20 protein-coding genes are annotated in these 24,049 nt (G+C 48.0%); 17 read left to right on the top strand and 3 right to left on the bottom strand.

Going from position 1 to position 24,049, the window contains the following annotated elements; genetic code table 11:
- Window positions 1-47: 47 nt before the first annotated feature.
- The 13 genes from AB3N00_RS26770 (at window position 48) to AB3N00_RS26710 (ending at window position 15,976) form a co-directional block, all read left to right on the top strand.
- Entirely contained in the window at window positions 48-2,426 is a 2,379-nt protein-coding gene (locus AB3N00_RS26770; protein ID WP_413037284.1) for a glycosyl hydrolase family 95 catalytic domain-containing protein, read from the top strand.
- A gap of 19 nt (window positions 2,427-2,445) precedes the next feature.
- On the top strand, window positions 2,446-3,792 hold the full coding sequence (locus tag AB3N00_RS26765) for a GH1 family beta-glucosidase (protein WP_413037283.1): 1,347 nt from the start codon (window positions 2,446-2,448) through the stop codon (window positions 3,790-3,792).
- 326 nt (window positions 3,793-4,118) lie between these two features.
- Window positions 4,119-4,382, top strand: coding sequence for a hypothetical protein (locus AB3N00_RS26760; protein ID WP_024631414.1), 264 nt, complete (start codon window positions 4,119-4,121; stop codon window positions 4,380-4,382).
- Window positions 4,383-4,700: 318 nt separating this feature from the next.
- A complete protein-coding gene (cyoA, locus tag AB3N00_RS26755) occupies window positions 4,701-5,660 on the top strand; it encodes a ubiquinol oxidase subunit II (protein WP_413037282.1) in 960 nt (319 codons plus the stop codon).
- Window positions 5,661-5,681: 21 nt separating this feature from the next.
- Complete coding sequence (locus AB3N00_RS26750; protein ID WP_413037281.1) at window positions 5,682-7,652, top strand: cbb3-type cytochrome c oxidase subunit I; 1,971 nt, start codon at window positions 5,682-5,684, stop codon at window positions 7,650-7,652.
- Window positions 7,652-8,266 (top strand): cytochrome o ubiquinol oxidase subunit III, encoded by a 615-nt coding sequence (gene cyoC / locus AB3N00_RS26745; protein WP_095292385.1) that lies wholly within the window; start codon window positions 7,652-7,654, stop codon window positions 8,264-8,266. The genes AB3N00_RS26750 and cyoC overlap by 1 nt, the downstream gene beginning before the upstream one ends.
- A complete protein-coding gene (gene cyoD / locus AB3N00_RS26740; protein ID WP_413037280.1) occupies window positions 8,267-8,596 on the top strand; it encodes a cytochrome o ubiquinol oxidase subunit IV in 330 nt (109 codons plus the stop codon).
- A 218-nt stretch (window positions 8,597-8,814) separates the two neighbouring features.
- Window positions 8,815-9,654 carry a 5-dehydro-4-deoxy-D-glucuronate isomerase gene (gene kduI / locus AB3N00_RS26735; RefSeq protein ID WP_413037363.1) on the top strand — a complete coding sequence of 280 codons (840 nt, stop codon included), beginning with the start codon at window positions 8,815-8,817 and terminating at the stop codon, window positions 9,652-9,654.
- 35 nt (window positions 9,655-9,689) lie between these two features.
- The gene (locus AB3N00_RS26730; protein WP_413037279.1) at window positions 9,690-10,448 is read left to right on the top strand and encodes a DeoR/GlpR family DNA-binding transcription regulator; all 759 of its coding nucleotides are present in this window, start codon (window positions 9,690-9,692) and stop codon (window positions 10,446-10,448) included.
- 102 nt (window positions 10,449-10,550) lie between these two features.
- On the top strand, window positions 10,551-11,303 hold the full coding sequence (kduD, locus tag AB3N00_RS26725; protein WP_175395299.1) for a 2-dehydro-3-deoxy-D-gluconate 5-dehydrogenase KduD: 753 nt from the start codon (window positions 10,551-10,553) through the stop codon (window positions 11,301-11,303).
- Window positions 11,304-11,338: 35 nt separating this feature from the next.
- The gene (locus AB3N00_RS26720; protein WP_413037278.1) at window positions 11,339-12,184 is read left to right on the top strand and encodes a sugar phosphate isomerase/epimerase family protein; all 846 of its coding nucleotides are present in this window, start codon (window positions 11,339-11,341) and stop codon (window positions 12,182-12,184) included.
- Window positions 12,185-12,421: 237 nt separating this feature from the next.
- Complete coding sequence (locus AB3N00_RS26715; RefSeq protein WP_413037277.1) at window positions 12,422-13,729, top strand: homocysteine synthase; 1,308 nt, start codon at window positions 12,422-12,424, stop codon at window positions 13,727-13,729.
- A gap of 297 nt (window positions 13,730-14,026) precedes the next feature.
- Entirely contained in the window at window positions 14,027-15,976 is a 1,950-nt protein-coding gene (locus AB3N00_RS26710; protein ID WP_413037276.1) for a heavy metal translocating P-type ATPase, read from the top strand.
- A gap of 188 nt (window positions 15,977-16,164) precedes the next feature.
- Here AB3N00_RS26710 and AB3N00_RS26705 read toward each other — a convergent pair whose 3' ends face one another.
- Window positions 16,165-16,896 carry a ZIP family metal transporter gene (locus tag AB3N00_RS26705; protein ID WP_175395303.1) on the bottom strand — a complete coding sequence of 244 codons (732 nt, stop codon included), beginning with the start codon at window positions 16,894-16,896 and terminating at the stop codon, window positions 16,165-16,167.
- A 254-nt stretch (window positions 16,897-17,150) separates the two neighbouring features.
- Between AB3N00_RS26705 and trxB the strand changes: the two genes are divergently transcribed.
- Window positions 17,151-18,092: a thioredoxin-disulfide reductase gene (gene trxB, locus AB3N00_RS26700; protein ID WP_175395304.1), complete on the top strand. Its 942-nt coding sequence runs from the start codon at window positions 17,151-17,153 to the stop codon at window positions 18,090-18,092.
- A gap of 65 nt (window positions 18,093-18,157) precedes the next feature.
- Window positions 18,158-18,388, top strand: coding sequence for a glutaredoxin family protein (locus AB3N00_RS26695; RefSeq protein ID WP_095361761.1), 231 nt, complete (start codon window positions 18,158-18,160; stop codon window positions 18,386-18,388).
- 271 nt (window positions 18,389-18,659) lie between these two features.
- On the opposite strand, the gene AB3N00_RS26690 is transcribed toward AB3N00_RS26695, so the two are convergent.
- Complete coding sequence (locus AB3N00_RS26690) at window positions 18,660-18,857, bottom strand: hypothetical protein (protein ID WP_053779005.1); 198 nt, start codon at window positions 18,855-18,857, stop codon at window positions 18,660-18,662.
- A gap of 145 nt (window positions 18,858-19,002) precedes the next feature.
- Complete coding sequence (locus AB3N00_RS26685) at window positions 19,003-20,169, bottom strand: ROK family protein (protein ID WP_413037275.1); 1,167 nt, start codon at window positions 20,167-20,169, stop codon at window positions 19,003-19,005.
- Window positions 20,170-20,368: 199 nt separating this feature from the next.
- Between AB3N00_RS26685 and xylA the strand changes: the two genes are divergently transcribed.
- Window positions 20,369-21,685 carry a xylose isomerase gene (gene xylA, locus AB3N00_RS26680; protein WP_175395306.1) on the top strand — a complete coding sequence of 439 codons (1,317 nt, stop codon included), beginning with the start codon at window positions 20,369-20,371 and terminating at the stop codon, window positions 21,683-21,685.
- Between the two features lie 684 nt (window positions 21,686-22,369).
- Complete coding sequence (gene xylB, locus AB3N00_RS26675; protein ID WP_413037274.1) at window positions 22,370-23,863, top strand: xylulokinase; 1,494 nt, start codon at window positions 22,370-22,372, stop codon at window positions 23,861-23,863.
- Window positions 23,864-24,049 lie beyond the last annotated feature (186 nt).

Genomic DNA, 24,049 nt, shown 5'->3' with positions numbered 1-24,049 from the left:
GTGTTTACTATAAAAATAATAGATGATTCATAAAGAGGAGTTATTTTATGTCCCCATTCAATGAGAAAACAAAAATAAATCGTCTATGGTATCGACAACCCGCCACCCGCTGGGAAGAAGCCCTTCCTATTGGGAACGGACGACTCGGAGGTATGGTGTACGGAGGTGCAGCCGAAGAGCGTATCCAGTTAAACGAGGATACCCTGTGGTCGGGTTTTCCGCGTGACACCATTCAGTACAGCAGCCAGCGGTACTTGAAGCAAACCCGCGAACTCATTATGTCAGGACAATATAGTGAGGCTGAAGAGCTTCTGAACCGTGAAATGCTGGGTCGCGATGTAGAAGCCTACCAACCGATGGGTCATTTCATGATAGAGCAGGAGGAGCTTCGAGAGCAGGATTATGAAGAGTTTGAACGTGAACTTGACCTGGAATCCGGAATCGTTAAGACGAGTTATTCCTATGAAAGCGTTCGTTTTGTTCGTGAGGTGTATACCAGTGCCCCGGATGATCTGATGGTATGTACGCTTACGGCTGATCGGGACGGAGCTGTGAATGCCATTGCTCATTTGGACAGCCCGCATCCGTACACAACCCAGGATTCAGAAAACGCAGTGACGATGTTCAGTCGTTGTCCAAGTCATGTGGAATCGAACTATTTCCGGGACCATCCCGAATCGGTTATCTATGAAGAGGATCGGGGGACCGCATACGCGGTTCGTTTGGCCGTTACTGTAATCGGAAAAGAGGCAAAGGTTTTTACTATGGATGGCAAGCTTCATATACAGGGAGCTAAACAGGTCGTATTTTACTTGGCGGCAGCTACGGCTTTCGAGAATTACGATGTTATGCCAACCAAGGATGAGCAGTTGCTGGAACAAGGCTGTAAAGATGTCATAGCCAAAGCGATGAGCTTGGGTCATGAAAGTCTGCGTATTCGTCATGAGGCTGATCATCAGTCTTTATTTTCACGTGTCAGTCTTGATCTGGGATCCACGCCTAATGGGGAGCTGCCTACCGATGAGCGACTTATAGCTTACCAGTCTGGAGTTCAAGACCCCGGGCTTGAAGCTCTTTATTTTCAATATGGCAGATATCTGTTAATGGGCAGTTCGCGGCCAGGCACCCAGCCGGCTAATCTGCAGGGCATATGGAATCATCAGGTTGAGCCGCCTTGGCACAGTGATTATACAATCAATATCAATACCGAGATGAACTACTGGCCAGCAGAAGTATGCAATCTGAGCGAATGTCATGAACCGCTATTCAGCATGTTGGAGGACCTCAGTAACACTGGGCGAAGAACGGCTCGCATTTTGTACGGCGCGCGTGGATGGACAGCCCACCACAACGTGGATATCTGGAGAACGACAACACCTACAGGCGGAGATGCCAGCTGGGCATTCTGGCCGATGGGTGGTGTCTGGCTGACATCCCATCTGTGGGAGCATTACCTATTTACCGGTGATCAAGACTTTCTTCAAGAACGTGCTTATCCGGTCATGAAGGAGGCGGCTCTCTTCTGTCTGGATTGGCTGATTGAAGGACCGGATGGTTATCTGGTTACTGCTCCTTCAACCTCTCCGGAGAACAAGTTCCTGACAGAAGAAGGAGAAGCTCGCAGCATTTCGATGGCGTCGACGATGGATATGACATTGATTCGTGAATTGTTCTCCAGATGTATTGAAGCAGCGGGAACACTTGGGGTCGACCAGGCATTGGTCAACGAGTTGGAGAACAGTCTGAGCAGGTTATATCCGTTCCGGATTGGCAGTGAAGGGCAGCTGCAGGAATGGTTTAAGGACTTCGCTGAATCGGAGCCAGGACATCGTCACGTGTCCCATCTGTATGGCCTGTATCCTGGAGAACAGATCAATCGAATCCATACACCTGAGCTTGTTGAGGCTTCACGCATATCGCTTGAACGTCGCATATCGCAGGGGGGCGGGCATACCGGATGGAGCTGCGCATGGTTGATCAATCTGTATGCACGTCTGCTTGACGGCAGGCAGGCGCATCAGTTTGTGCGTACACTGCTGGCCCGGTCAACTCATCCCAATCTGTTCGATGACCATCCACCATTCCAGATTGACGGCAACTTCGGAGGTACTGCCGGGATTGCCGAGATGCTGCTGCAGAGCCATCTGAATGAACTGCATTTGCTGCCAGCCCTGCCCGAGGAATGGACACAAGGAAGTGTATCAGGTTTACGTGCGCGAGGTGGCTATACATTATCCATGGAGTGGGCGGACAGCCAATTGGTTTCTGCCGAAATCAAGGCTGAACGTGATGGTTCGGTGACCATTCGAAGCGCACATGTGCTGCGGGTGGATAACGAGGAGCAGCAACAGGCTGAGCTAACACCGCAAGGGGATTATGTAATTACTTTATCCATGACCGCAGGACAGACCGTCCGCGTATCATGAGGAGACGAGGGAGAAACCAATGACTATTTTTCAATTTCCGCAAGATTTTCGCTGGGGAACAGCTACAGCTTCCTATCAAATAGAAGGAGCAGCACAGGAAGGCGGACGCGGAGTATCCATCTGGGATACATTTGCACGTACACCTGGTAAAGTATTTAATGGGGACAATGGGGATGTCGCTTGCGACAGTTACCACCGTTATGAAGAAGATATTGAGCTGATGAAGAAACTTGGTATCAACACGTACCGATTCTCTATTGCCTGGCCGCGTATTATACCGGACGGAGATGGTGAGATCAATCGCGAAGGTCTGGACTTTTACCACCGCTTCGTGGACAAGCTGCTAGAGGCAGGCATCGAGCCTTTCTGCACACTGTATCACTGGGATCTTCCACAAGTGCTGGAGGATGACGGGGGCTGGGGAAACCGCAGAACCGTCGATGCGTTTGTTAAATATGCAGAAGTTATCTTCAAAGAGTTCACTGGCAAAATCAAATTTTGGCTGACGTTTAATGAACCGTGGTGTATCGCATTCCTGTCCAATCTGTTGGGGGTTCATGCACCGGGGAACAAGGATCTGCAGACATCCCTTAATGTGGCCCATGGACTGCTTGTTGCTCATGGTAAAGCGGTGCAATCCTTCCGCAGGCTCGGCATAACGGGACAGATCGGTATTGCACCAAACGTGTGCTGGGCTGAGCCTTACAGCAAGTCACCTGAGGATCAGGCGGCATGCGACCGCTCCATCGCGCTCAACACAGACTGGTTCCTTGATCCGATCTACAAAGGTACCTATCCGCAATTCATTGTCGATTGGTTTGCACAAGCAGGTGCTACAGTGCCGATTCAGGAAGGCGATATGGAGATCATCTCGCAGCCGATTGACTTGCTGGGCATTAACTATTACACCATGGGAATCAATCGCTTCAATCCGGAGGCAGGAGCTTTGCAGTCGGAAGAAGTGGATATGGGACTGACCAAAACGGATATTGGTTGGCCGATCGAATCCCGTGGGCTGTATGAGTTCATGCATTATTTGCAAAAGTATGGAAACGTCGATGTCTATATCACCGAGAACGGTGCTTGCATCAATGATGATCTGGACAATGGCAAGATCAATGATGATCGCCGGATCTCTTACTATGAACAGCATTTAGCCCAAATTCACCGGATTATTAACGATGGCATTAACCTGAAGGGATATATGGCGTGGTCTCTGATGGACAATTTTGAATGGGCAGAAGGATACCGGATGCGCTTTGGTCTTGTTCATGTGGACTATCGCTCGCTGGTTAGAACACCGAAGGAGAGTTTTTACTGGTATCAAAATGTGATCAAGAACAACTGGCTGGAAACGCGTAACTAGTTGGAATGATCTTTCGCTGCACTATAGGTAAAGATAAAAGACGGCGTATTCGGTTTATCCGAATCGCCGTTTTTTTGTTCTGGTTTTTATGGGAATAAGACATGTTCATAAAGCTTTCATAAGGTTAAACCTCATTCCTGTTATGAAGAGGTTGTTTTTGGGTTATACATAACAAGAAGATAAATAAGTGTTTGTCAACAGCTTAAATTAAAATAAAGTGTCCAAATTGCGAAATAAATTTGAACATTTGTTGACTAAAAATCATACTGATGTGGTATATTGGTATTAGGAAAGCACTTACAAAAAGGGAAAAGGAAGTGTTTACTATGGCATCGAAGACAGCAATGGTAAGCCAATTGGAGCGCAAAGACAAGAATATGCGGCGCGCAGTGTTGACGATGACAGTTCTGGCCTGGATTGCTCTCATTACAGGAGTGGTTATGTGCCTGATTAACCTGAACGATTTTAATGACCGTAATCTTGGCTTGATGGTCGGAATTGGTTTTCTGGTAGGTAGTGTGTTTATTTATGTGATCGCCAAATCGATTGGTCTTGTTCATACACGCCGGGAAGACGAAGGAGCCGATTAATTATAATCTGGCGGTCTTTCGTTCATAATAAGACTGGATGAGTACCCGGAATCCAGTCAATAAAGCCCTTTGTGGATTCGTTGATACTATTCAACGGGACTGCAAAGGGTTTTATTTTGTGACTCGAAGTGTAATGATTACAATGGAGAAATATCAAGTGTGCAAGCGATTTGTGAGAAAAAATTCACACATTTAAGGTGTAAAATCGACAAATTTGTTAACAAGAACAAAAAAGTTGCTCATTTCTGATATCTTTAGAAGGAAGAGAGTAGTATACTGATTTTTCAGTATGAGCGAATTTAAGGAGAGGGGATCAAGATGAACAAGAAACCTAGGTCGCTAGCCCGGATTATTATTCCGGTTGTCCTGACGTTGGTTACAATTGCATTGATTGTCTGGCCAATGCTGGCAGGCGGGCAGTACGTTGTTCTGGATCCGAAGGGACCTATTGGCGCCTCGCAGAGAGATTTGATTGTCATTTCGACGATTCTTTGTGCGATCGTTATCGTGCCTGTGTTGATTTTGTCTGCTGTAATCGTTTGGCGTTACCGCGACAAGCCGGACAATAAAGCTGCTTATGAGCCGAACTGGGCTCATAGTACCAAAGCTGAGGCTATCTGGTGGACGGTTCCAATTGTTATCATTGGTTTGCTTGCAATTGTAACTGTACGCTATACCTATGATTTGGAACCTTCGAAGCCGCTGGCTTCTGAGAAAGAACCCATTACCATTCAAGTATCTTCACTGGACTGGAAATGGTTGTTTATGTATCCTGAGCAAGGCATTGCAACGGTCAATACGTTGAATATTCCGGCAGACCGGCCCGTGAAATTTGAGCTTACTGCGGATTCACCGATGAACTCGTTCTGGATTCCGCAGCTTGGTGGACAAATTTATACGATGTCGGGTATGGCGATGACCTTGTATTTGCAAGCTGATCACGAAGGAACTTACTTCGGTTCAGGTGCCAACTTTACTGGTGAACATTTTGCCCAAATGCGTTTCGACGTCAATGCAACATCAGATGAAGAATTCAAACAATGGGTAGATGAAGTGAAACTACAATCCCAGCCGCTGACACAAGAGACGTATAACACATTGGCGGAACCGGGAACAAGCAATGTCGCTTATTATTCTTCCTTCCCTGAAGGATTGTTCCAAGACATTGTGACCAAGTATGTTGTCGAGGGTTCAGGCGCTCATAATCATGGAACTTCGGAAGAAGCTTCAGGCGCCTCAAAAAATGTGTCCACTGAAGTGGACAAGAGTGCTAACTAAAGATTCGAAAGGAGGCCCCCAATGTTAGAGAGACTTAAGGAGTTTGCATCGGAGTTTTTCGTTACCGGTGACCCGCTGATTTATGGTGCGGACGTGGCCATCGGGATTACGATGATTACCATCGTAGCGGTGCTGACTTATTTCAAAAAATGGGGCTGGCTCTGGCGTAACTGGTTAACAACCGTCGATCATAAAAAGATCGGTATTATGTATATCATTGCTTCCATCATCATGTTGTTCCGTGGTGGTGTCGATGCGCTGATGATGCGTCTTCAGCTAGCTATGCCTAACATGGATTTCTTGCATCCTGAACATTATAACCAAGTCTTTACGACTCACGGTACCATCATGATCCTGTTCATGGCGATGCCGTTTATGTTCGGTTTGTTTAACGTAATTGTGCCTCTTCAAATAGGGGCAAGGGACGTCGCATTTCCGTTCCTGAATGCACTAAGCTTCTGGTTATTCTTCCTGGGAGCGATGCTGTTTAACCTGTCCTTCGTTATCGGTGGTTCACCTGATGCAGGATGGCTGAGTTACCCGCCTCTATCGGAGCTGTCACACAGTCCGGGGGTAGGGCAGAACTTCTATATATGGGGTATACAGATATCGGGTATCGGTTCCCTGGCTACCGGTATCAACTTCCTGGTTACCATCATTAAAATGCGTGCGCCAGGCATGAGATGGATGAAAATGCCGATGTTTACATGGTCGGTATTCTCCACTTGTATTATCATCTTGTTTGCATTCCCAATCTTGACTGTGACACTTGCATTGCTCTTCCTGGATCGATTCGGCGGGGCGCATTTCTTCACGCTTGATTTGGGCGGTAACCCGATGATGTATATTAACTTGATCTGGATGTGGGGTCACCCTGAGGTATACATTGTAGTCTTGCCGGCATTCGGTGTGTTCTCCGAGATTGTAAGTACCTTCTCGAAGAAAAAATTGTTTGGTTACAAATCGATGGTATTTGCGATGTTAATCATTAGCTTCCTGTCCTTCTTCACATGGGCGCATCACTTCTTCACGATGGGTTCGGGAGCGGATGTTAATGCCTTCTTCGCTGTAACAACGATGTTGATTGCGATTCCGACAGGGGTTAAAATCTTCAACTGGCTGTTTACGATGTATCGTGGACGGATTCGCATGGCCACCCCGATGTTATGGACAATCGCATTTATTCCATGCTTTATCGTCGGTGGTATGACGGGGGTTCTGCTGTCCGTTGCACCTGCTGACTTCCAGTTCCACAACAGTTACTTCCTGATTGCCCACTTCCACCAAGTATTGATCGGTGGTGTAGTATTCGGATACTTCGCGGGTCTGTACTACTGGTGGCCAAAAATGTTCGGTTTCCAACTTGAAGAGAAACTGGGCAAATGGGCTTTCTGGACTTGGAATATTGGTTTCTATGTCTGCTTCATGCCGCAGTACGCTGTAGGTCTGATGGGTATGACACGTCGTCTGAGCACCTACGGCTGGGATACCGGCTGGTGGGAACTGAACTTTGTATCCACAATCGGGGCATTCCTGATGGGTGTCGGGTTCCTGTTCCAGGTTGCACAAATTGCAGACGGTATTCGCAAATACAAAACGCTCAAAGCATCCGGCGATCCATGGGATGGTCGTACACTCGAGTGGTCGATTCCTTCACCAGCTCCTGAGTACAACTTCGCCATTACACCGCGCGGAGATGATATTGATGAGTGGTGGGAAGAGAAAGAACGTCGTGCCAAAGGCATCTATCCACCAGAACAGCCGCTTGAGCCGATTCATATGCCTAAGAACTCCGCAATTCCGTTTATCATGTCCGTCTTCTGGTTCATCGCCGGCTTCGGCTTTGTATTCGGATGGCTGTGGATGGCGATTCTCGGACTCGCTGGCGTAGGGATCTGCATGATCGCTCGTTCATTCTCATACGACACGGACTATTACATTCCGGTCGACGAAATTAAGCGTACCGAAGCGTCGTTAAGGGGGTCGGTATAATGGCTCAAGCAGCCGCTAAGCATGGTCACGATCACGGTCACGACCATGGTCACCATGATCCACAAGAATTGAAATTGCTCGGTTTCTGGTTTTTCCTGATTTCCGACGTTATCCTGTTCTCCGTATTGTTCGCAACCTTTATTGTGTTGCGTGACAATACGGCGGGTGGACCTATATTGTCTGAATTGATCAAAATGCCTGGCGTTATTGCCGAGACATTTATCTTGCTCACAAGTTCATTTACAAGTGGACTTGCAGTGCTTGCGATGAACCAAGGTAAAGTGAAGCAACTGATTAGCTGGCTGGCAGTTACAGCCGTTCTCGGTGCAGCGTTTATCGCACTCGAAGTAACGGAGTTTGTTGAGATGATTCACGAAGGGTTCAGCTACACTACAAGTGCTGCTTCCGGCGCATTCTTCACCCTCGTGGGAACTCACGGACTTCACGTATCGCTGGGTCTGATCTGGATGATCGGACTGATGTTCCAACTGAAAAAACGTGGTATTACCGATGTTACTCGCGGTAAAATCAACGTAATCAGCTTGTACTGGCACTTCTTGGACGTCGTCTGGATCTTCCTCCTGTCGATCGTTTATCTGATGGGGGTGATGTAGATGGCAGAGCATAACTCACATGATTCCCATGCTCACGAACAGCATGGTTCAATGAAGTCCTATGTCATCGGCTTCATTCTGTCCATCGTCCTCACAATCATTCCGTTGGTGGTTGTACTGAACGACATGATGGGCAGAACAGGAACAATGGTTGTAATTCTCGTAACGGCTGCACTTCAGTTTGTGGTTCAACTCTTCTTCTTCATGCATATTCGTGAAACAGGAAAACCACGCTGGAATGTCATGGCTTTGATTTTCGGTCTGTTGATCATGATGACCATCGTTATTGGTTCGATCTGGATCATGCTGAACAATGCCGTTGCACATTAAGGTTTGAATAAAGAGGATCTCCCGGTCTGCACTGCAGACTGTGGAGATCCTCTTTTTGTTTTATCCAGAATAAGCAGCGTCAAAATAAACCGGAATTAAACGATCTTTTATTTAAAAAGAGGTACACAAAAGATACAAAATGAACTAAAATGAACTTATATGAACCTTATCTAAAAATTAATCAACATCATTCAAATGACGAAGGGAATGGATTAATGATGCAAAATCGTTATGCTGCACACCCGAATGAAGTGAAAAATTATGATACGTCCCGTCTGCGTGAGGAGTTTTTGATGGAGCAGCTGTTCGCGACAGATGAACTGGTGACTGTATATTCCCATGTGGATCGTTATATCGTAGGAACGGCCGTACCACAGAGCAAAGACATTGCGCTTGAAGTAAACCTGAAGGATATCGGTACGAACTTTTTTCTGGAGCGTCGTGAAATCGGTATCATTAATGTTGGAGGCCACGGAACCGTTACTGCGGATGGTCAGGGTTATGAGATTGGGGCCAAAGAATGTCTTTATATCGGAAAAGGTGTCAAAGAGGTCGTGTTCAAAAGTAATGGAAACGATCAACCGGCTCAGTTTTACTTTGTATCTACACCGGCACATCATGCTTATCCTACACAGAAGGCAACCCAGGAACAGGCTCAGCCGAACCATCTGGGCAGTATTGAAAGCTCGAATGAACGGACCATTTATCGCTACATTCATCAGGGTGAGGGCGGAATTCAGAGCTGTCAGCTGGTAATGGGTATTACGGAGCTCGATAAGGGTAACATGTGGAACACGATGCCTGCACATACCCACAATCGTCGTTCCGAAGTATACTTGTATTTCAACCTGCCGGAAGACGGTGTGGTATTCCATATGATGGGTGAACCGAATGAGACCCGGCATCTGGTTGTGCGTGACCGTCAGGCGATCATCTCTCCAAGCTGGTCCATCCACAGTGGCGTTGGCACAAGCAGCTATACGTTCTGTTGGGCAATGGCTGGTGAAAACCAAACGTTCGAGGATATGGACGGCGTGGCGATGAAAGACCTGAAATAAACGCGTAAATTCCAAAGAAACAGGAAGTTGATTGCATGAATCCATTGAAAAGACATGAAAAGATTATGGAGGCTCTGCTGGAGCGCCAAGAAGTGACCGTCAATGATCTGAGCGAACTGCTGCAGGTAACGGGTAAGACCGTTCGGGAGGATCTCGACAAACTGGAAGCGATGGGATTGCTAGTACGTGTCCATGGTGGTGCCATGCTGGCTCAGAATGACCAGTATGGCATTCTCACGAGTCGTGGAGCCACAGAGAAGCATCATTCGGAGAAAACGGAAATCGCCGAGCGTGCGCTCGCTTATATACGTCCCCATGAAATCATTGCACTGGACGGAGGGAGCACAACACTGGAAATGGCGAAGCGGCTCGACAATCAGCCGCTCACTGTCGTAACCAATGATCTTTTCATTATCGCGGAGCTGACCAAAAAGGAGCAGGTGCGACTGGTCGTGCCCGGAGGAGCAAGAGTCCGTAATATGCTGGTGGGTGAGGACACGGCATCTTTCATTTCCAGTCTTAACATTCATAAAGCATTTATCTCGACCACAGCATTACATCCGGAGTTCGGCCTATCCATATACACAGGTGATCTGGTTCCACTGAAAAAGGCAATGATCTCTGCCTCTCAGCAGGTCTTCGGCGTTGTCGACCATTATAAATTCGGACAATTTGCGCTTCGGACCTTTGCACACTGCTCGGAGCTGGATTGCATTATCAGTGACAGTCATCTGGATGAGGAGACAGCAGAACTGTATAACCAAATCGGAGTCAAAGTCGATTATCAAAGCTAAATGCACAGACGCACTTGATGCCTGAATAGCTAAGCATAAGCAAAAAAAGTTGATTTGCATCACTTATAGGTTTGCATCTCATAACATGCGGAGGAATCATTCATGAATCCATTTGATCTAAGCGGACAAGTTGCTCTTGTAACCGGCACGTCCGGCGGTTTGGGACAGGGAATGGCTATTGGCCTGGCTGAAGCCGGGGCCGACGTGGTACTCGTTTCCTATTCAAAGCCTTCAGAAACAGCAAGTGCGATTGAAGCTCTCGGGCGCAAAGCATATATCATTGAAGCCGATTTAAGTCGTGAAGATGAATTGCCAGCGGTATTTGAAAAGGCGTTAGCTTTTCAGGGGAGAATTGATATTCTCGTTAACAATGCCGGAATCATTCGCCGCACGCCTGCAGCTGACCACGGACAACAGGACTGGCACGATGTAATTGGCCTTAACCTGAACACGGTATTTTTCCTGAGCCAACTGGCGGGCAGACATATGATTGAGCGCGGCAGCGGCAAAATTATCAATATCGCATCCATGCTGTCCTATCAGGGCGGCATAAACGTACCAGGTTATACGGCCAGTAAACATGGCGTTGCAGGCTTAACCAAAGCACTTGCCAATGAGTGGGCAGGCAAGGGTGTACAAATTAACGGTATTGCACCAGGTTATATGGAGACGGATAATACCACTCAGATTCGTGCGGATGAAAACCGTTATCGGGATATTACAGCACGCATTCCGGCAGGACGATGGGGAACCCCAGAAGATCTGAAAGGTCCGGTGGTTTTTCTTGCATCAGCGGCTTCGGACTATTTGAATGGTCATGTACTGAATGTGGATGGCGGCTGGATGGCTCGTTAATCTGTTCTGCTATCAAATGCTAAGGAGGCAGTGACATGAAACTTGGTATTCTGGCACATACGTTTGGCCAGCAGCCTACAGCGCAGCTAGCGCAAACGGTTGCAGATCACGGATTCAATTCAGTACAGCTGGCACTTGCCAAAGCCTTATCTGATGTGGACTCGGCTAATGGCAAACTGAGCCCCGGACTGGCGAATGAAATCGGGGATCAATTTGCAAGGCGCGGAGTTAAGATTGCTGTATTGGGCTGTTATATTAACCCGATCGATCCGGATGCTGCACGCAGACGTGCAGATATTGAACGGTTCAAAGAACATCTGCGTTATGCCCGGGATTTCGGTTGCAGCATGGTAGCGACCGAAACGGGAGGATTGGACACATACCAAGCCACTCATCCCGATGGGTATGAAGAAAAAGCTTGGACAGTGCTGCGGGAAACGTTGGAGGAAATCACGGAGGAAGCTGAAAAATGGGGTGTGCATGCGGCCATTGAGCCAGTGTCTACACATACACTTCATACACGTGAACATATGACCCGTTTGTTTGAAGAGATTCCGTCCTCCAATCTGGGCATGCTGTTTGATCCATGCAATTTGATCAAGCAGCCCCATATCGCTGATCAAGGAGCTTTCCTGCGTGATGTGATGGAGAGCCTATACCAGCGAATCATTGTCATTCATGCGAAGGATGTGGCCTTCAATGCACAGGGCGAGAAGATTAATCCTGTGCCAGGAGCAGGCATATTGGATTACCCGTTATTTTTTGAGTTGTTAAAAACCTATAAACCGCATATCGATATTTCACTTGAGGGCGTAACGGCAGAAGAAGCTGTGCCTGCGGCCAAACATTTGCGTGAAGTATGGAATGGTGTGCGGGTATAGGGATAGGCTCAGGATAAGCTGATGTCTGCAGATATTTAAGTAGCCAGGAAACCTTTGCCCGTGCAAAGGTTTTTTGGTATGAGCTTGTGAATCAACCATATAAAATATTTCTCATCGGATAAATCGGAAATAATTCTTTTCAAACACGACATCTTGTGAGAGAATATGGAAAACATACGCCACCATGTGAGGACATCAGGATCTTGAAACGTATAAGCCAAGGGAGGATTCAGATTTATGTCAAACGAACGTGAGCTTTCATTTGAAACATTGGCAATTCATGCAGGCCAGGAAATTGATCCGACGACCCATGCACGTGCTGTACCTTTGTACCAGACTACATCCTATGGTTTCAAGGACACAGAACATGCTGCCAATCTGTTTGGTTTGAAAGAGTTTGGCAACATCTATACCCGTCTGATGAATCCGACAACTGATGTGTTTGAACAACGTATAGCGGCGTTGGAAGGAGGAGCAGGGGCACTGGCTACAGCTTCCGGTCAGGCAGCCATCACGTTTTCTCTCCTCAATATTGCAGGTGCAGGGGATGAAATTGTATCCTCAGCGAGCTTGTATGGTGGTACGTATAATTTGTTCTCGACAACGCTGCCGAAACTGGGCCTTGATGTAAAATTCGTTGATTCCAGTAATCCGGAAAATTTCCGGGCGGCCATTACAGAGAAAACGAAAGCATTATATGCGGAAACGATCGGGAATCCGCAGGGAAATGTCCTGGACATTGAAGCGGTGGCAGCCATCGCTCATGAACATGGCATTCCTCTGATCGTGGATAACACCTTCCCAAGCCCGTACTTGCTTCGTCCCATTGAACATGGTGCGGATATTGTGGTTCACTCGGCGACGAAATTTATTGGCGGTCACGGTACATCCATTGGAGGCGTGATTGTCGATAGTGGAAAATTCGATTGGAAAGCAAGTGGCAAGTTCCCGGGTCTGACCGAACCGGATGCCTCTTACCATGGTGTAGTATACACTGAAGCCGTTGGCCCAATTGCGTATATTATCAAAGCTCGGGTACAACTGCTGCGCGACTTGGGCGCAACCATCTCACCATTTAATTCATGGCTGCTGCTGCAAGGACTGGAGACGCTGCATCTGCGAGTGGAACGTCATAGCAGCAATGCACTGGCTGTTGCGGAATATCTGGAGAAACACGAGGATGTTCTGTGGGTGAGCTATGCGGGTCTACCGAGTCATGCCTCATATGAACTCGCACAGAAGTATCTGCCTAGAGGGCAGGGGGCAATTCTGACATTTGGGATTAAAGGCGGCGTAGATGCAGGGCGCAAGCTGATCGAAAGTGTAAAACTGTTCTCTCACCTGGCGAATGTGGGTGACTCCAAGTCACTGATCATTCACCCGGCAAGTACAACGCATCAGCAGCTGACGGAAGATGAGCAGACAGCCGCAGGGGTTAATCCTGAACTGATTCGTTTGTCTGTGGGTACGGAGAATATTCAGGATATATTGTATGATCTGGAACAGGCCATCAAGGCAAGTCAGGGAGCAAGTGTTGGCGTGTAATCAGATAAATACTTCAACAGCCGCCGTCCTCAGGGACAGGCGGTTTTTTTGTCGTTCTATCGAACGATTGGAAAATGCCCATTTACAAACGTCAGGCCGAGGCATATAATAAAGCCAAAGTTGTATTGGGTAAACATAATTGCATAAGTACAAAAATGATTATCATTCTCATTCAAAAACCATGCTGCTGCGGGATTCCCGCAGCAGCATGTGTCATTTTTAGGGCATTAACAATGGCTCTCATTCTCAATACGACACCAATGATATCCATGAAACGAAGAAAGGATTGTGATTCACATGCAAGCAATACATCAACCTTTACAAACCCAGGCAAAAGCGGAACAGCGCTCCGTACATTCACCTAATCCAAACCGTGGACGCAGACCGAACTTTCGGGCCATGCTTCGGAATAAGGAGATGCAGGCGGCTCTCGGCAGCGGATTGTTAATGCTTATCGCATGGGGAACGTCACCGTATTTCAACACATTATCCGTCATGCTGTACATTGTGTCTTATGCACTGGGGGGATGGACCAAGGCGAAAGAGGGCATCGAGACACTGGTCAAGGACCGTGATCTGGATGTGAATCTGCTTATGATCGCTGCATCACTGGGTGCAGCAGCCATCGGGTACTGGAATGAAGGTGCGATGCTGATCTTCATTTTTGCATTAAGTGGTGCACTGGAAAGTTATGCGACAGAACGGAGTCATAAGGATATTTCATCGCTGCTGGCACTCAAGCCGGAGGCGGCACTGCGCATTGAGGATGGGAAGATGAATCTTGTCGCCATCGATGAACTGGTGCCTGGCGATCTGCTGCTGGTTAAACCGGGCGAGTTAATTCCCGCTGACGGTATCGTGTACCGCGGGAGTTCATTCATTAATCAGGCCTCCATTACAGGAGAATCCCTGCCTGTGGATAAAGCTGAAGGTGACAAAGTGTATGCAGGCACAGTAAACGGGGAGGGGGCTTTGTACGTAGAGGTAACCAAATCGGCTGAAGGTTCACTGTTTGGCAAAATCATTAAATTGGTGGAAGAGGCACAGGCCGAAGTACCGGACTCCCAGCGTTTTATTGAGCGATTTGAAGGGATCTACGCACGGATAGTTGTCGGGGCGACTGTGCTGGTTATCGCAGGAACTCCCTTATTGTTTGGATGGACTTGGAGTGAGGCCTTTTATAAGGCGATGGTCTTTCTAGTTGTGGCTTCACCTTGTGCGCTGGTTTCTTCGATCATGCCGGTCATGCTGTCTGCAATGTCCAGCAGTGCTCGTCGTGGCATATTGTTCAAGGGTGGGGCCCATGTGGAGAACATGGCTCAAACCCGGGTGGTGGCTTTTGATAAAACAGGAACATTGACCTTGGGCACACCCCAAGTCACAGATATTTTAACGGCCGCAGGCATGGATCGGGTAAAAATGCTGTCTGCAGTTGCGGCGATTGAAAATCTGTCCATGCATCCGCTGGCTCGTGCCATTGTCGATCAGGCAGCCCGTGAAGGCCTTGCAATTCAAGATGCCGAGCAGGTACAAACACTAACGGGATGGGGAATTGAAGGGAACGTGCACGGTGTTCTATGGAGTATTGGTAAATCAAACGAAATGCATGCGGGTACCAATTCAACTTGGGATGCGGAACGTGCCCGTCTTGAGAGTGAAGGCAAAACGGTATCTGTAGTCATGGCTGATGGTGAATTCGCTGGTCTAATTGCCATGCGGGATACGATTCGGCCACAGGCCGCAGCGGCGGTGAAGAAGCTGGAAGAACTGGGCGTGAAAGTGGCCATGCTGACAGGTGACCGAGCGAAGCCCGCAGCCGTGATTGCACAAGAAACAGGAGTAAGCCTCGTCTACGCCGATTTGCTGCCTGAAGGCAAAGTGAAGCAGGTACAGGCATTGCGTAAACAATATGGGCAGGTGCTCATGGTTGGTGATGGCGTCAATGACGCACCTGCACTTGCTGCGGCTACCGTGGGTATGGGAATGGGTATGTCTGGTAGCGGTACGGCGCTGGAAGTGGCAGATGTGGTGCTGATGAATGATAATATCGAAGAAATTGCTTGGGCCATTGGGCAGGCACGCAGGGCTCAACGGACCGTGAAGCAGAATATGTTTTTTGCGATTACGGTTATAATGGCTCTGGTTGCAGGAAACTTTCTGCAAGGTGTGGCATTGCCACTAGGAGTTGTTGGCCATGAAGGCAGTACAATTCTGGTTATTCTGAATGGTCTAAGATTGTTGCGTTAATAGTCTGAAAGTGAACCTGAGTGGAATCAGTACTAATCCATCCTGATGGACGTATTCAGCAACCTTACAAAGGCTACCAGTAATTTCATGGAATCTTCATTTGTGACCAAAAAAAGAACCTGAAGGGCAGAGTTGATCTGTCCTCAGGTTCTTTTCGTTTTACATTTATTTTCTAAAAAAAGGTTTGCTTAGAATAGTTCAGTCAACCCGATCATGGTGATCAGTCCAAGCAAAAATGAAACAGTAGCCACACGTGCGTTGCCGTCCCCGTGACTTTCGGGAATTAGCTCTTTGTAAACAATGAACATCATCGCACCCGCCGCAAACGCGAGTCCATAGGGTACGAGGCCAGCCACAAGACTGCTGAGCGTGTAACCAATCATGGCTGTGATAATTTCAACCGCGCCTGTCAGGGTAGCAATACCAAGTGCCTTGAAGCGGCCGATGTTCTGATTCACGAGGAAGAGAGCGACCAGGAATCCTTCGGGAGCGTTCTGCAGCCCGATGGAAAAGGCAATAAGATTACCCAGGCTGGCATCGGTACTGGCATAACTGACGCCTACGGATAACCCTTCAGGCAGGTTATGCATGGTGATGGCTGCAATAATCATGAAGGCTTTGGCTTCAATTTTGAAAGGCATCTTCTCCGGATTTTCCAGATCCACATGGGGAATCTTCATCTCGAGTACCAGCAAGACCATGCTGCCGAGCATAATACCAAAGGCAAGTACGAACAGGTTTGACTGTCCCAGCGCTTCGGGAATGAGATTGTACACCGAAGCCGAGGTCATGATGCCTGCTGCATAAGCAAGCAAGATATCGCGCAGACGGTGGGTCACTTTGCGCATAAATAGAATAGGTACGGCCCCAAGGCCGGTAGACATGGCTGAGATAAAGCTGCCAATGATTGCATCGTTCATGCTTCCATTTTCCCTCCTGATGAAGACTTCTTCATAATCGCTGCCGAGCATTGACACCGTACATAAAAGAGATCATAATGAACAACAGATTAGAATGATTATAAATTAGAATTCCATTTCTGCATAGGGCCATTGTCATATCGGGCAGGTCTTGTGGACATGATTTAGGCTTATCGATCTAGTGTATGCAAAGGCGTTTGCTTTTGATGACGGTGAGCCCGGCCTTTTTGCAGAACTCGGGGGAGGAACTATACATGTATAAATCCATTATTATCGGAACTGGCCCTGCAGGGCTGACAGCAGCAATCTATCTGGCTCGTGCCAACCTTAACCCACTCGTTATTGAAGGACCACAACCTGGTGGTCAACTGACAACAACAACTGAAGTGGAGAACTTCCCAGGTTTCCCTGATGGTATCATGGGTCCTGAACTCATGGACAACATGCGTAAACAAGCGGAACGCTTTGGTGCAGAATTCCGCACAGGCTGGGTAAACAACATCGATATGAGTGAGCGTCCGTTCAAAATCCAGGTTGAAGGCATGGGTGAACTGGTATCGGAAACATTGATCCTGTCTACTGGAGCATCTGCCAAGTACCTTGGTATTCCTGGAGAAGAAACAAACGTGGGCCGCGGTGTCAGCACTTGTGCAACATGTGACGGATTCTTCTTCCGCAACAAAGAGATCATCGTCATCGGCGGTGGCGACTCTGCATTGGAAGAAGCAAGCTTCCTGTCCCGTTTCGGTTCCAAAGTAACCCTGGTACACCGTCGTGAAGAACTGCGCGGCTCCAAAATCATGCAAGATCGTGCACGCAGCAACGAAAAAGTGGAAATGGCACTGAACCGTACACCGATCGAAGTCATTGCTGGCGACAATGGGGTAACCGGACTGAAAGTGTTGAACAACGCAACGGGTGAAGAAGAAATCATTCCGGCAAGCGGCGTATTCGTAGCGATCGGTCACACGCCAAACACAGGTTTCCTCGGTGGACAGATTACAACGGACGAACATGGGTATATTATGACCACACCAGGTACTTCCGAAACGAACATTCCAGGCGTATTCGCTTGTGGAGACGTTCAAGACACTCGTTACAAACAAGCGATTACAGCAGCAGGCAGCGGCTGTATGGCTGCAATGGATGCAGAGAAATTCATCGAGAGCCTGGAGCATAGCGCAGTAGCACTGTAAGGTAACTCGTTTAAATGGTTAAATAATCGCTATACTATATATAAACTATATGAGGTGAATGAATAATGGAAAACGTAATTGTATACACATCGACCAACTGCCCGAACTGCAAATCAGTTAAGACTTTCCTGGCGGAAAAAGGAATCTCTTATGAAGAGCGCAACATCGAGACAAGTGACGAGTTCGCACAACAAGTATGGGATATGGGCGTACGTGCAGTACCTCTGACCGTTATTGGTGAACACCGCATCCTGGGGATGAACAAAACGCAATTCGCAAAAGCGCTGGACGCTTAATTATCCCGATACAGGGATTTAATCAAGCTGCATTAAGCTATTCCGGTTCGCGCGAGCCGTTTGAATATATAATATAAAAGAAGCCTTAGTCCAGAACAGGACTGAGGCTTCTTTTACTTGGATTAACCCAGTTTCCTCAACACGTAGTAAGCTTGATAATTGAAAATAGATGACATGAAAATCCCCTTACACAGCAACAAAGAGCAGATGGTAACAAGAGCTCTACGTGTTGCTGCGGAAGGGGATTCATCATTTAATCCAGTTATTCCATCTAAAAAAAGATGCTCATAAACGTCTGAAAAACAACATACACCAATACGCCTGACAGCATATACATGAAGCCAGCCTTCTTTTTGCTCTGAAACAAACGAAGTATGCCGAGGCTGAACAGCGGCGCAAGCACGATCAAGAACAGGAGTACGGTGACAAACATTTGCGCCGAGATATCTGAAGTATCCACGTAGGTCACGGGTTTTCACTCCGTTTCGTTATAGGAATTAACACAGCGGCAATCATTCCGCCATGACAAAAATCACATATCCTCATTATAACTCTGGATTTCTTTAACAAAAAGGGAGGAAATGGGGCGAAATGATGTCAATTTTCTTCGGTTATTAGACCGAAACTCGTATTTTACCTAGAAACTGGGAAATGGCTGAGTAAGCGGCACCAATACGTGTAGAACGGCTGCCCAGCGCGGCCCATTCAATCTGCAAACTGCGTCGGTGATAGGGCAGAGTTCGTTCTTCGACCACTTGTTTGAGAGCTGTTTCAATCCAAGGACCTGCTTCCGAGAGAGGCCCGCCAATAATGATGCGCTCAGGATTGAAGCTGTTGACGATATTTGTGATGCCCACCCCAAGTTTGCGGCCAATGTTCTCGTACAGTTCCAGTACGGCTTCATTTCCTTGTTGTGCATATTCTACCAGCTCCCGGGTCGTGTGGGCAGGCAAACGAAGCTGATGGTCAGGGTACTCATAGGCTTTCTCGGAAGCATACAGCTCCCAACAGCCGTGATTGCCGCAGGAACAAGGTCTGCCTTCCGCTTCAATCGACATATGTCCTGTCTCGCCCGCGTAGCCCCAGGCGCCTTTGTATAATTCACCATCCACCATAATTCCTGATCCAATCCCCATGCCTGCACTGATGTAGATCAGGTGACGCACACCGATTCCGCTGCCGAAGTTCAGTTCCCCATGAGCCCCTGCATTAGCCTCGTTATCAATCGTAACAGGAAGCTCGAACGCCTCCTCCAGCATGGAGCGCAGAGCGACCTTTTCCCAACCCAGGTTGGGTGCAAACAGGACCGTACCGGCCTCATCCACCATTCCAGGCACTCCGACGCCAATGCCAATCACACCATGCGGGGAAGGGGGGGCGGATTCAATCAGATGTTCAGCTGCAAGTTTCAACTGTGCCAATACGGAAGGGACATCGTGCTGCTCCAGCTTCATGGCGTACTCCGTAATAATATGGCCTTCCAAATCGGTAAGAACACCCTTCAGGTGCTTTACGCTGAGCTCCAGACCAACCGCATATCCAGCCGTTCCCCGAAACAGCAGCATGAGTGGTTTGCGGCCGCCACTGGACTCACCCGGACCAATTTCCTGTACAAGCTCATCGCTGATCAGATCGGCAACAAGGTTGGATACGGTTGCTTTGTTGAGTCCCGTAATCTCGGATACCCGCGCGCGGGAGAGGGGGGCATGACGGCGAATCGTATCCAGGACAATAGACTTGTTTATTTTCTTGACCAGCATCTGGTCTCCGGTAATTTTCATATGGATCAGGCACTCCTATTCTGTATATAAAAGGGTTCAATCATTCATCCCGTGCCGAAGCTATTCGACTATTATAGCGTAAACAAACCCGTAAAAAACATTTTTATTTTACTTTGTTTAACCAATAGACAAAGTATAACCGATGTGTTAGGATAACGGTGTAAACGATTTCTTTAAAACTATTGAGGAGGCATTTTACATGGCCTATTTTGAATCCGTTAATAAAATTGCGTTTGAAGGCAAAGACTCCACCAATCCTTTTTCATTCAAACATTATAATCCGGAAGAAGTTGTTGCCGGCAAAACGATGGAAGAGCACTTCCGTTTCGGCATGGCTTACTGGCATACATTAACAGCAGGAGGCAGTGATCCGTTCGGTGCGGAGACAGCTGTTCGTTCTTGGGATAAATACTCCGGTCTGGACCTCGCGAAAGTGCGCGTGGAAGCGGCTTTTGAATTTTTGGAAAAAATGAATCTTCCGTTCTTCTGTTTCCACGATGTGGACATCGCACCAGAAGGCAACAGCCTGCGTGAGTTCTACAGCAACATTGACACGATCGTTGACCTGATTGAAGACCACATGAAATCCAGCGGCAAAAAACTGCTCTGGAACACGGCGAACATGTTCTCCAACCCGCGCTTCATGTTTGGTGCAGCTTCCACATGCAACGCTGACGTGTATGCGCATGCAGCAGCACAAATCAAGAAAGGTCTGGAAGTGGGTAAACGTCTGGGCGCTGAAAACTATGTATTCTGGGGCGGTCGTGAAGGTTACGACACATTGCTGAATACAGACATGCAACTGGAGCAAGACAACATTGCCCGCATGTTCCACATGGCTGTAGACTACGCGAAGGAAATTGGCTTTGATGCACAATTCCTGATCGAGCCTAAACCGAAAGAGCCAACGAAACACCAATATGACTATGATGCAGCAACTTCGATTGCATTCCTGCAAAAATACGGTTTGGACAAACACTTCAAACTGAACCTGGAAGCTAACCATGCGACTCTGGCTGGCCACACATTCGACCACGAAATCCGCGTTGCCCGCACAAATGGCATGCTCGGTTCCCTCGATGCGAACCAAGGCGATATGCTGATCGGTTGGGATACGGACGAGTTCCCAGTGGACATGTACGACGCTACATTGACGATGTACGAAGTATTGAAAAACGGTGGTATCGGCCGCGGCGGCGTGAACTTTGACGCCAAAGTACGCCGTGGTTCCTTCGAAGCAGACGATCTGTTCCTGGCTCACATTGCAGGTATGGATACGTACGCGAAAGGTCTGAAAGTTGCTGCGAAATTGATCGAAGACCGTGTATTCGATGACTTCATCGAAAAACGTTACAGCAGCTTCAGCGAAGGTATTGGTGCAGATGTGGTTGCAGGTAAAGCTACACTGGCTTCCCTTGCAGAATACGCGTTGAACAACGAAAACCCACGCAAAAACCAATCCGGACGTCAAGAATTGCTGAGAGCAAAACTCAACCAGTACATTCTGGCTGACTAATACCTGAAGAAACATGTACGAGGCAGGGCATTAGCATCTGCCTCTGTTGTAAACAAGCTTGTACCATGGAACGCCTGAACAAGCATGACATTCGGACCGTCCCCGTCTTTCCTCTGGGAAGGCAGGGGCGGTTTTTTGATACCCGAACAAAGCGGTTTTTAAATTTTTTATAGAATGAATAATTTGTATGCTAAACGAAGGGATCAGAAAGGACCTGAAGAAGCGAAGCGTTCGCATTTATCCCCGGATTTCTCCCTTGGAAAAGGGAATGAAGGAAATCCGGGGGTAACGGCGATCGGAAGGTTTTCTGATCACGAAGTGGTTACATGTTCAATTGATGAGGGTTTCATTTATAACCAATGACTAATCAAGGTCATTGGATCAATCTTTCCACTATAAGAACGAGTACGTTTTTACTGTTTTGATATAAATGGTTGTCTAAGATGGTGCAGGCAGAACGAAGTGAGCAGAAAGGACCCGAGGAAGCGGTAGCGTTCGCTCAGAGCTTTCTGAAAGAAAGCTGGCTTCGGAAGCATAGGCTTATCCCCGGATTTCTCCCTTGCTAAAGGGTATAAAGGAAATCTGGGGGTAACGGCGAGCCGAGGGTTTTCTGATCACGGAGTGAACACAGGAGCATAAGGGTTTCATTTATACAACCTTGTTATAAACGAAAGGAGCAAACCCATGAGTTACGTAATTGGTGTCGATCTGGGAACAAGCGCGGTCAAAACCGTACTGGTTAACCGTGAAGGAAAAGTGGCATTTGAAGCATCCGAGGCATATCCGCTGCACCAGCCCAAGGCTGGATACAGTGAGCAAAATCCGGAAGATTGGGTAGAGCAGACGATTGTCTCCCTGCGCAAATTGCTGGAAGTTTCCGGCGTACAGCCTTCGGAGATTGAGGGGCTGAGTTTCTCCGGGCAAATGCACGGACTCGTTCTGGTGAATGCAGAGGGCAAACCGCTGCGCAATGCCATTCTGTGGAACGATACACGTACAACGGCCCAGTGCCGACGGATTGAGAAGGTGCTGGATGGCAAACTGTTAAGCATCGCCCGGAACCGTGCCCTCGAAGGCTTTACACTGCCCAAAATATTGTGGGTACAGGAGAATGAACCGGAACTGCTGCAGCAAGCATCCTTGTTCCTTCTGCCGAAAGACTATGTTCGTTATCGCCTGACAGGAGATTACGCCATGGATTATTCGGATGCAGCAGGTACATTACTGCTGGACGTTGCAGGCAAACAGTGGAGCACAGAGATTGCGGAAGCTTTTGAACTGCCGATCTCGCTGTGTCCACGTCTCGTGGAATCGTTTGAGGAAGTGGGTACATTGCTTCCGGAGATTGCAGATCAAACGGGTCTTGCGGCTGCAACGAAAGTATTCGCAGGCGGCGCGGACAATGCGTGCGGAGCCATCGGCGCGGGCATTCTGAGTGAAGGACAGACGATGTGCAGCATCGGTACGTCCGGGGTTGTACTTTCTTACGAAGAACGCAAAGATCTCGATTTCGAAGGGAAAGTGCACTTTTTTAACCATGGGGAGAAGGATGCCTTCTATATCATGGGTGTAACTCTTGCAGCAGGATACAGCCTGTCCTGGTTTAAGGATACGTTTGCAGCGGACAAATCGTTTGACGTGCTCTTGCAGGGCATTGACGCCATTCCGGCGGGCAGCAACGGACTGTTGTTCACTCCTTATATTGTTGGAGAGCGCACGCCTCATCCAGATGCGAATATTCGCGGCAGCTTCATCGGCATGGATGCAGGGCATAAGCTTGAGCACTTTGGGCGAGCAGTGATGGAAGGAATCACCTTCTCCCTGCGGGAATCGATCGATATTCTTCGTGGTGCAGGTAAAACGGTCAATGAGGTCATCTCCATCGGAGGCGGCGCCAAAAATGAAGCCTGGCTGCAAATGCAGGCAGATATCTTTAACGCTACCATTGTGAAACTGGAGAGTGAACAAGGTCCGGCAATGGGTGCGGCGATGCTTGCAGCGTATGGCTGTGGCTGGTTCCCATCCTTGCAGGATTGTGCGGCAGCCTTCATTCGCCCTGCAAAATCCTATAAACCGAATCCGGAAACAGTAGCCGTATATGATGGACTCTTTGCGCTGTATCAGGATGTATATGGACAGACACGCAGCCTGAATGACCGGTTGGCAGAGTATCGTTAATTCATGACATTAATCCAATAGTAGTTAACAGAGGCACTCGCTGAAGCGGGTGCCTTTTTTGTTTTTTAAGTCTGCAGGAATTGAAACCTCGGGAATACGATAAGCGGGGAATCAGAAGGAATGGTGAGTCGTCAGACATAACCGTATTCCAGATACGCATAGATTGAGTATAGAAGGTTTTCGAGC

Source organism: Paenibacillus xylanilyticus, assembly GCF_047246825.1.
GTDB classification, from domain to species: Bacteria; Bacillota; Bacilli; order Paenibacillales; family Paenibacillaceae; genus Paenibacillus; species Paenibacillus xylanilyticus_B.
This window is presented reverse-complemented; position numbering and strand designations above follow the sequence as displayed.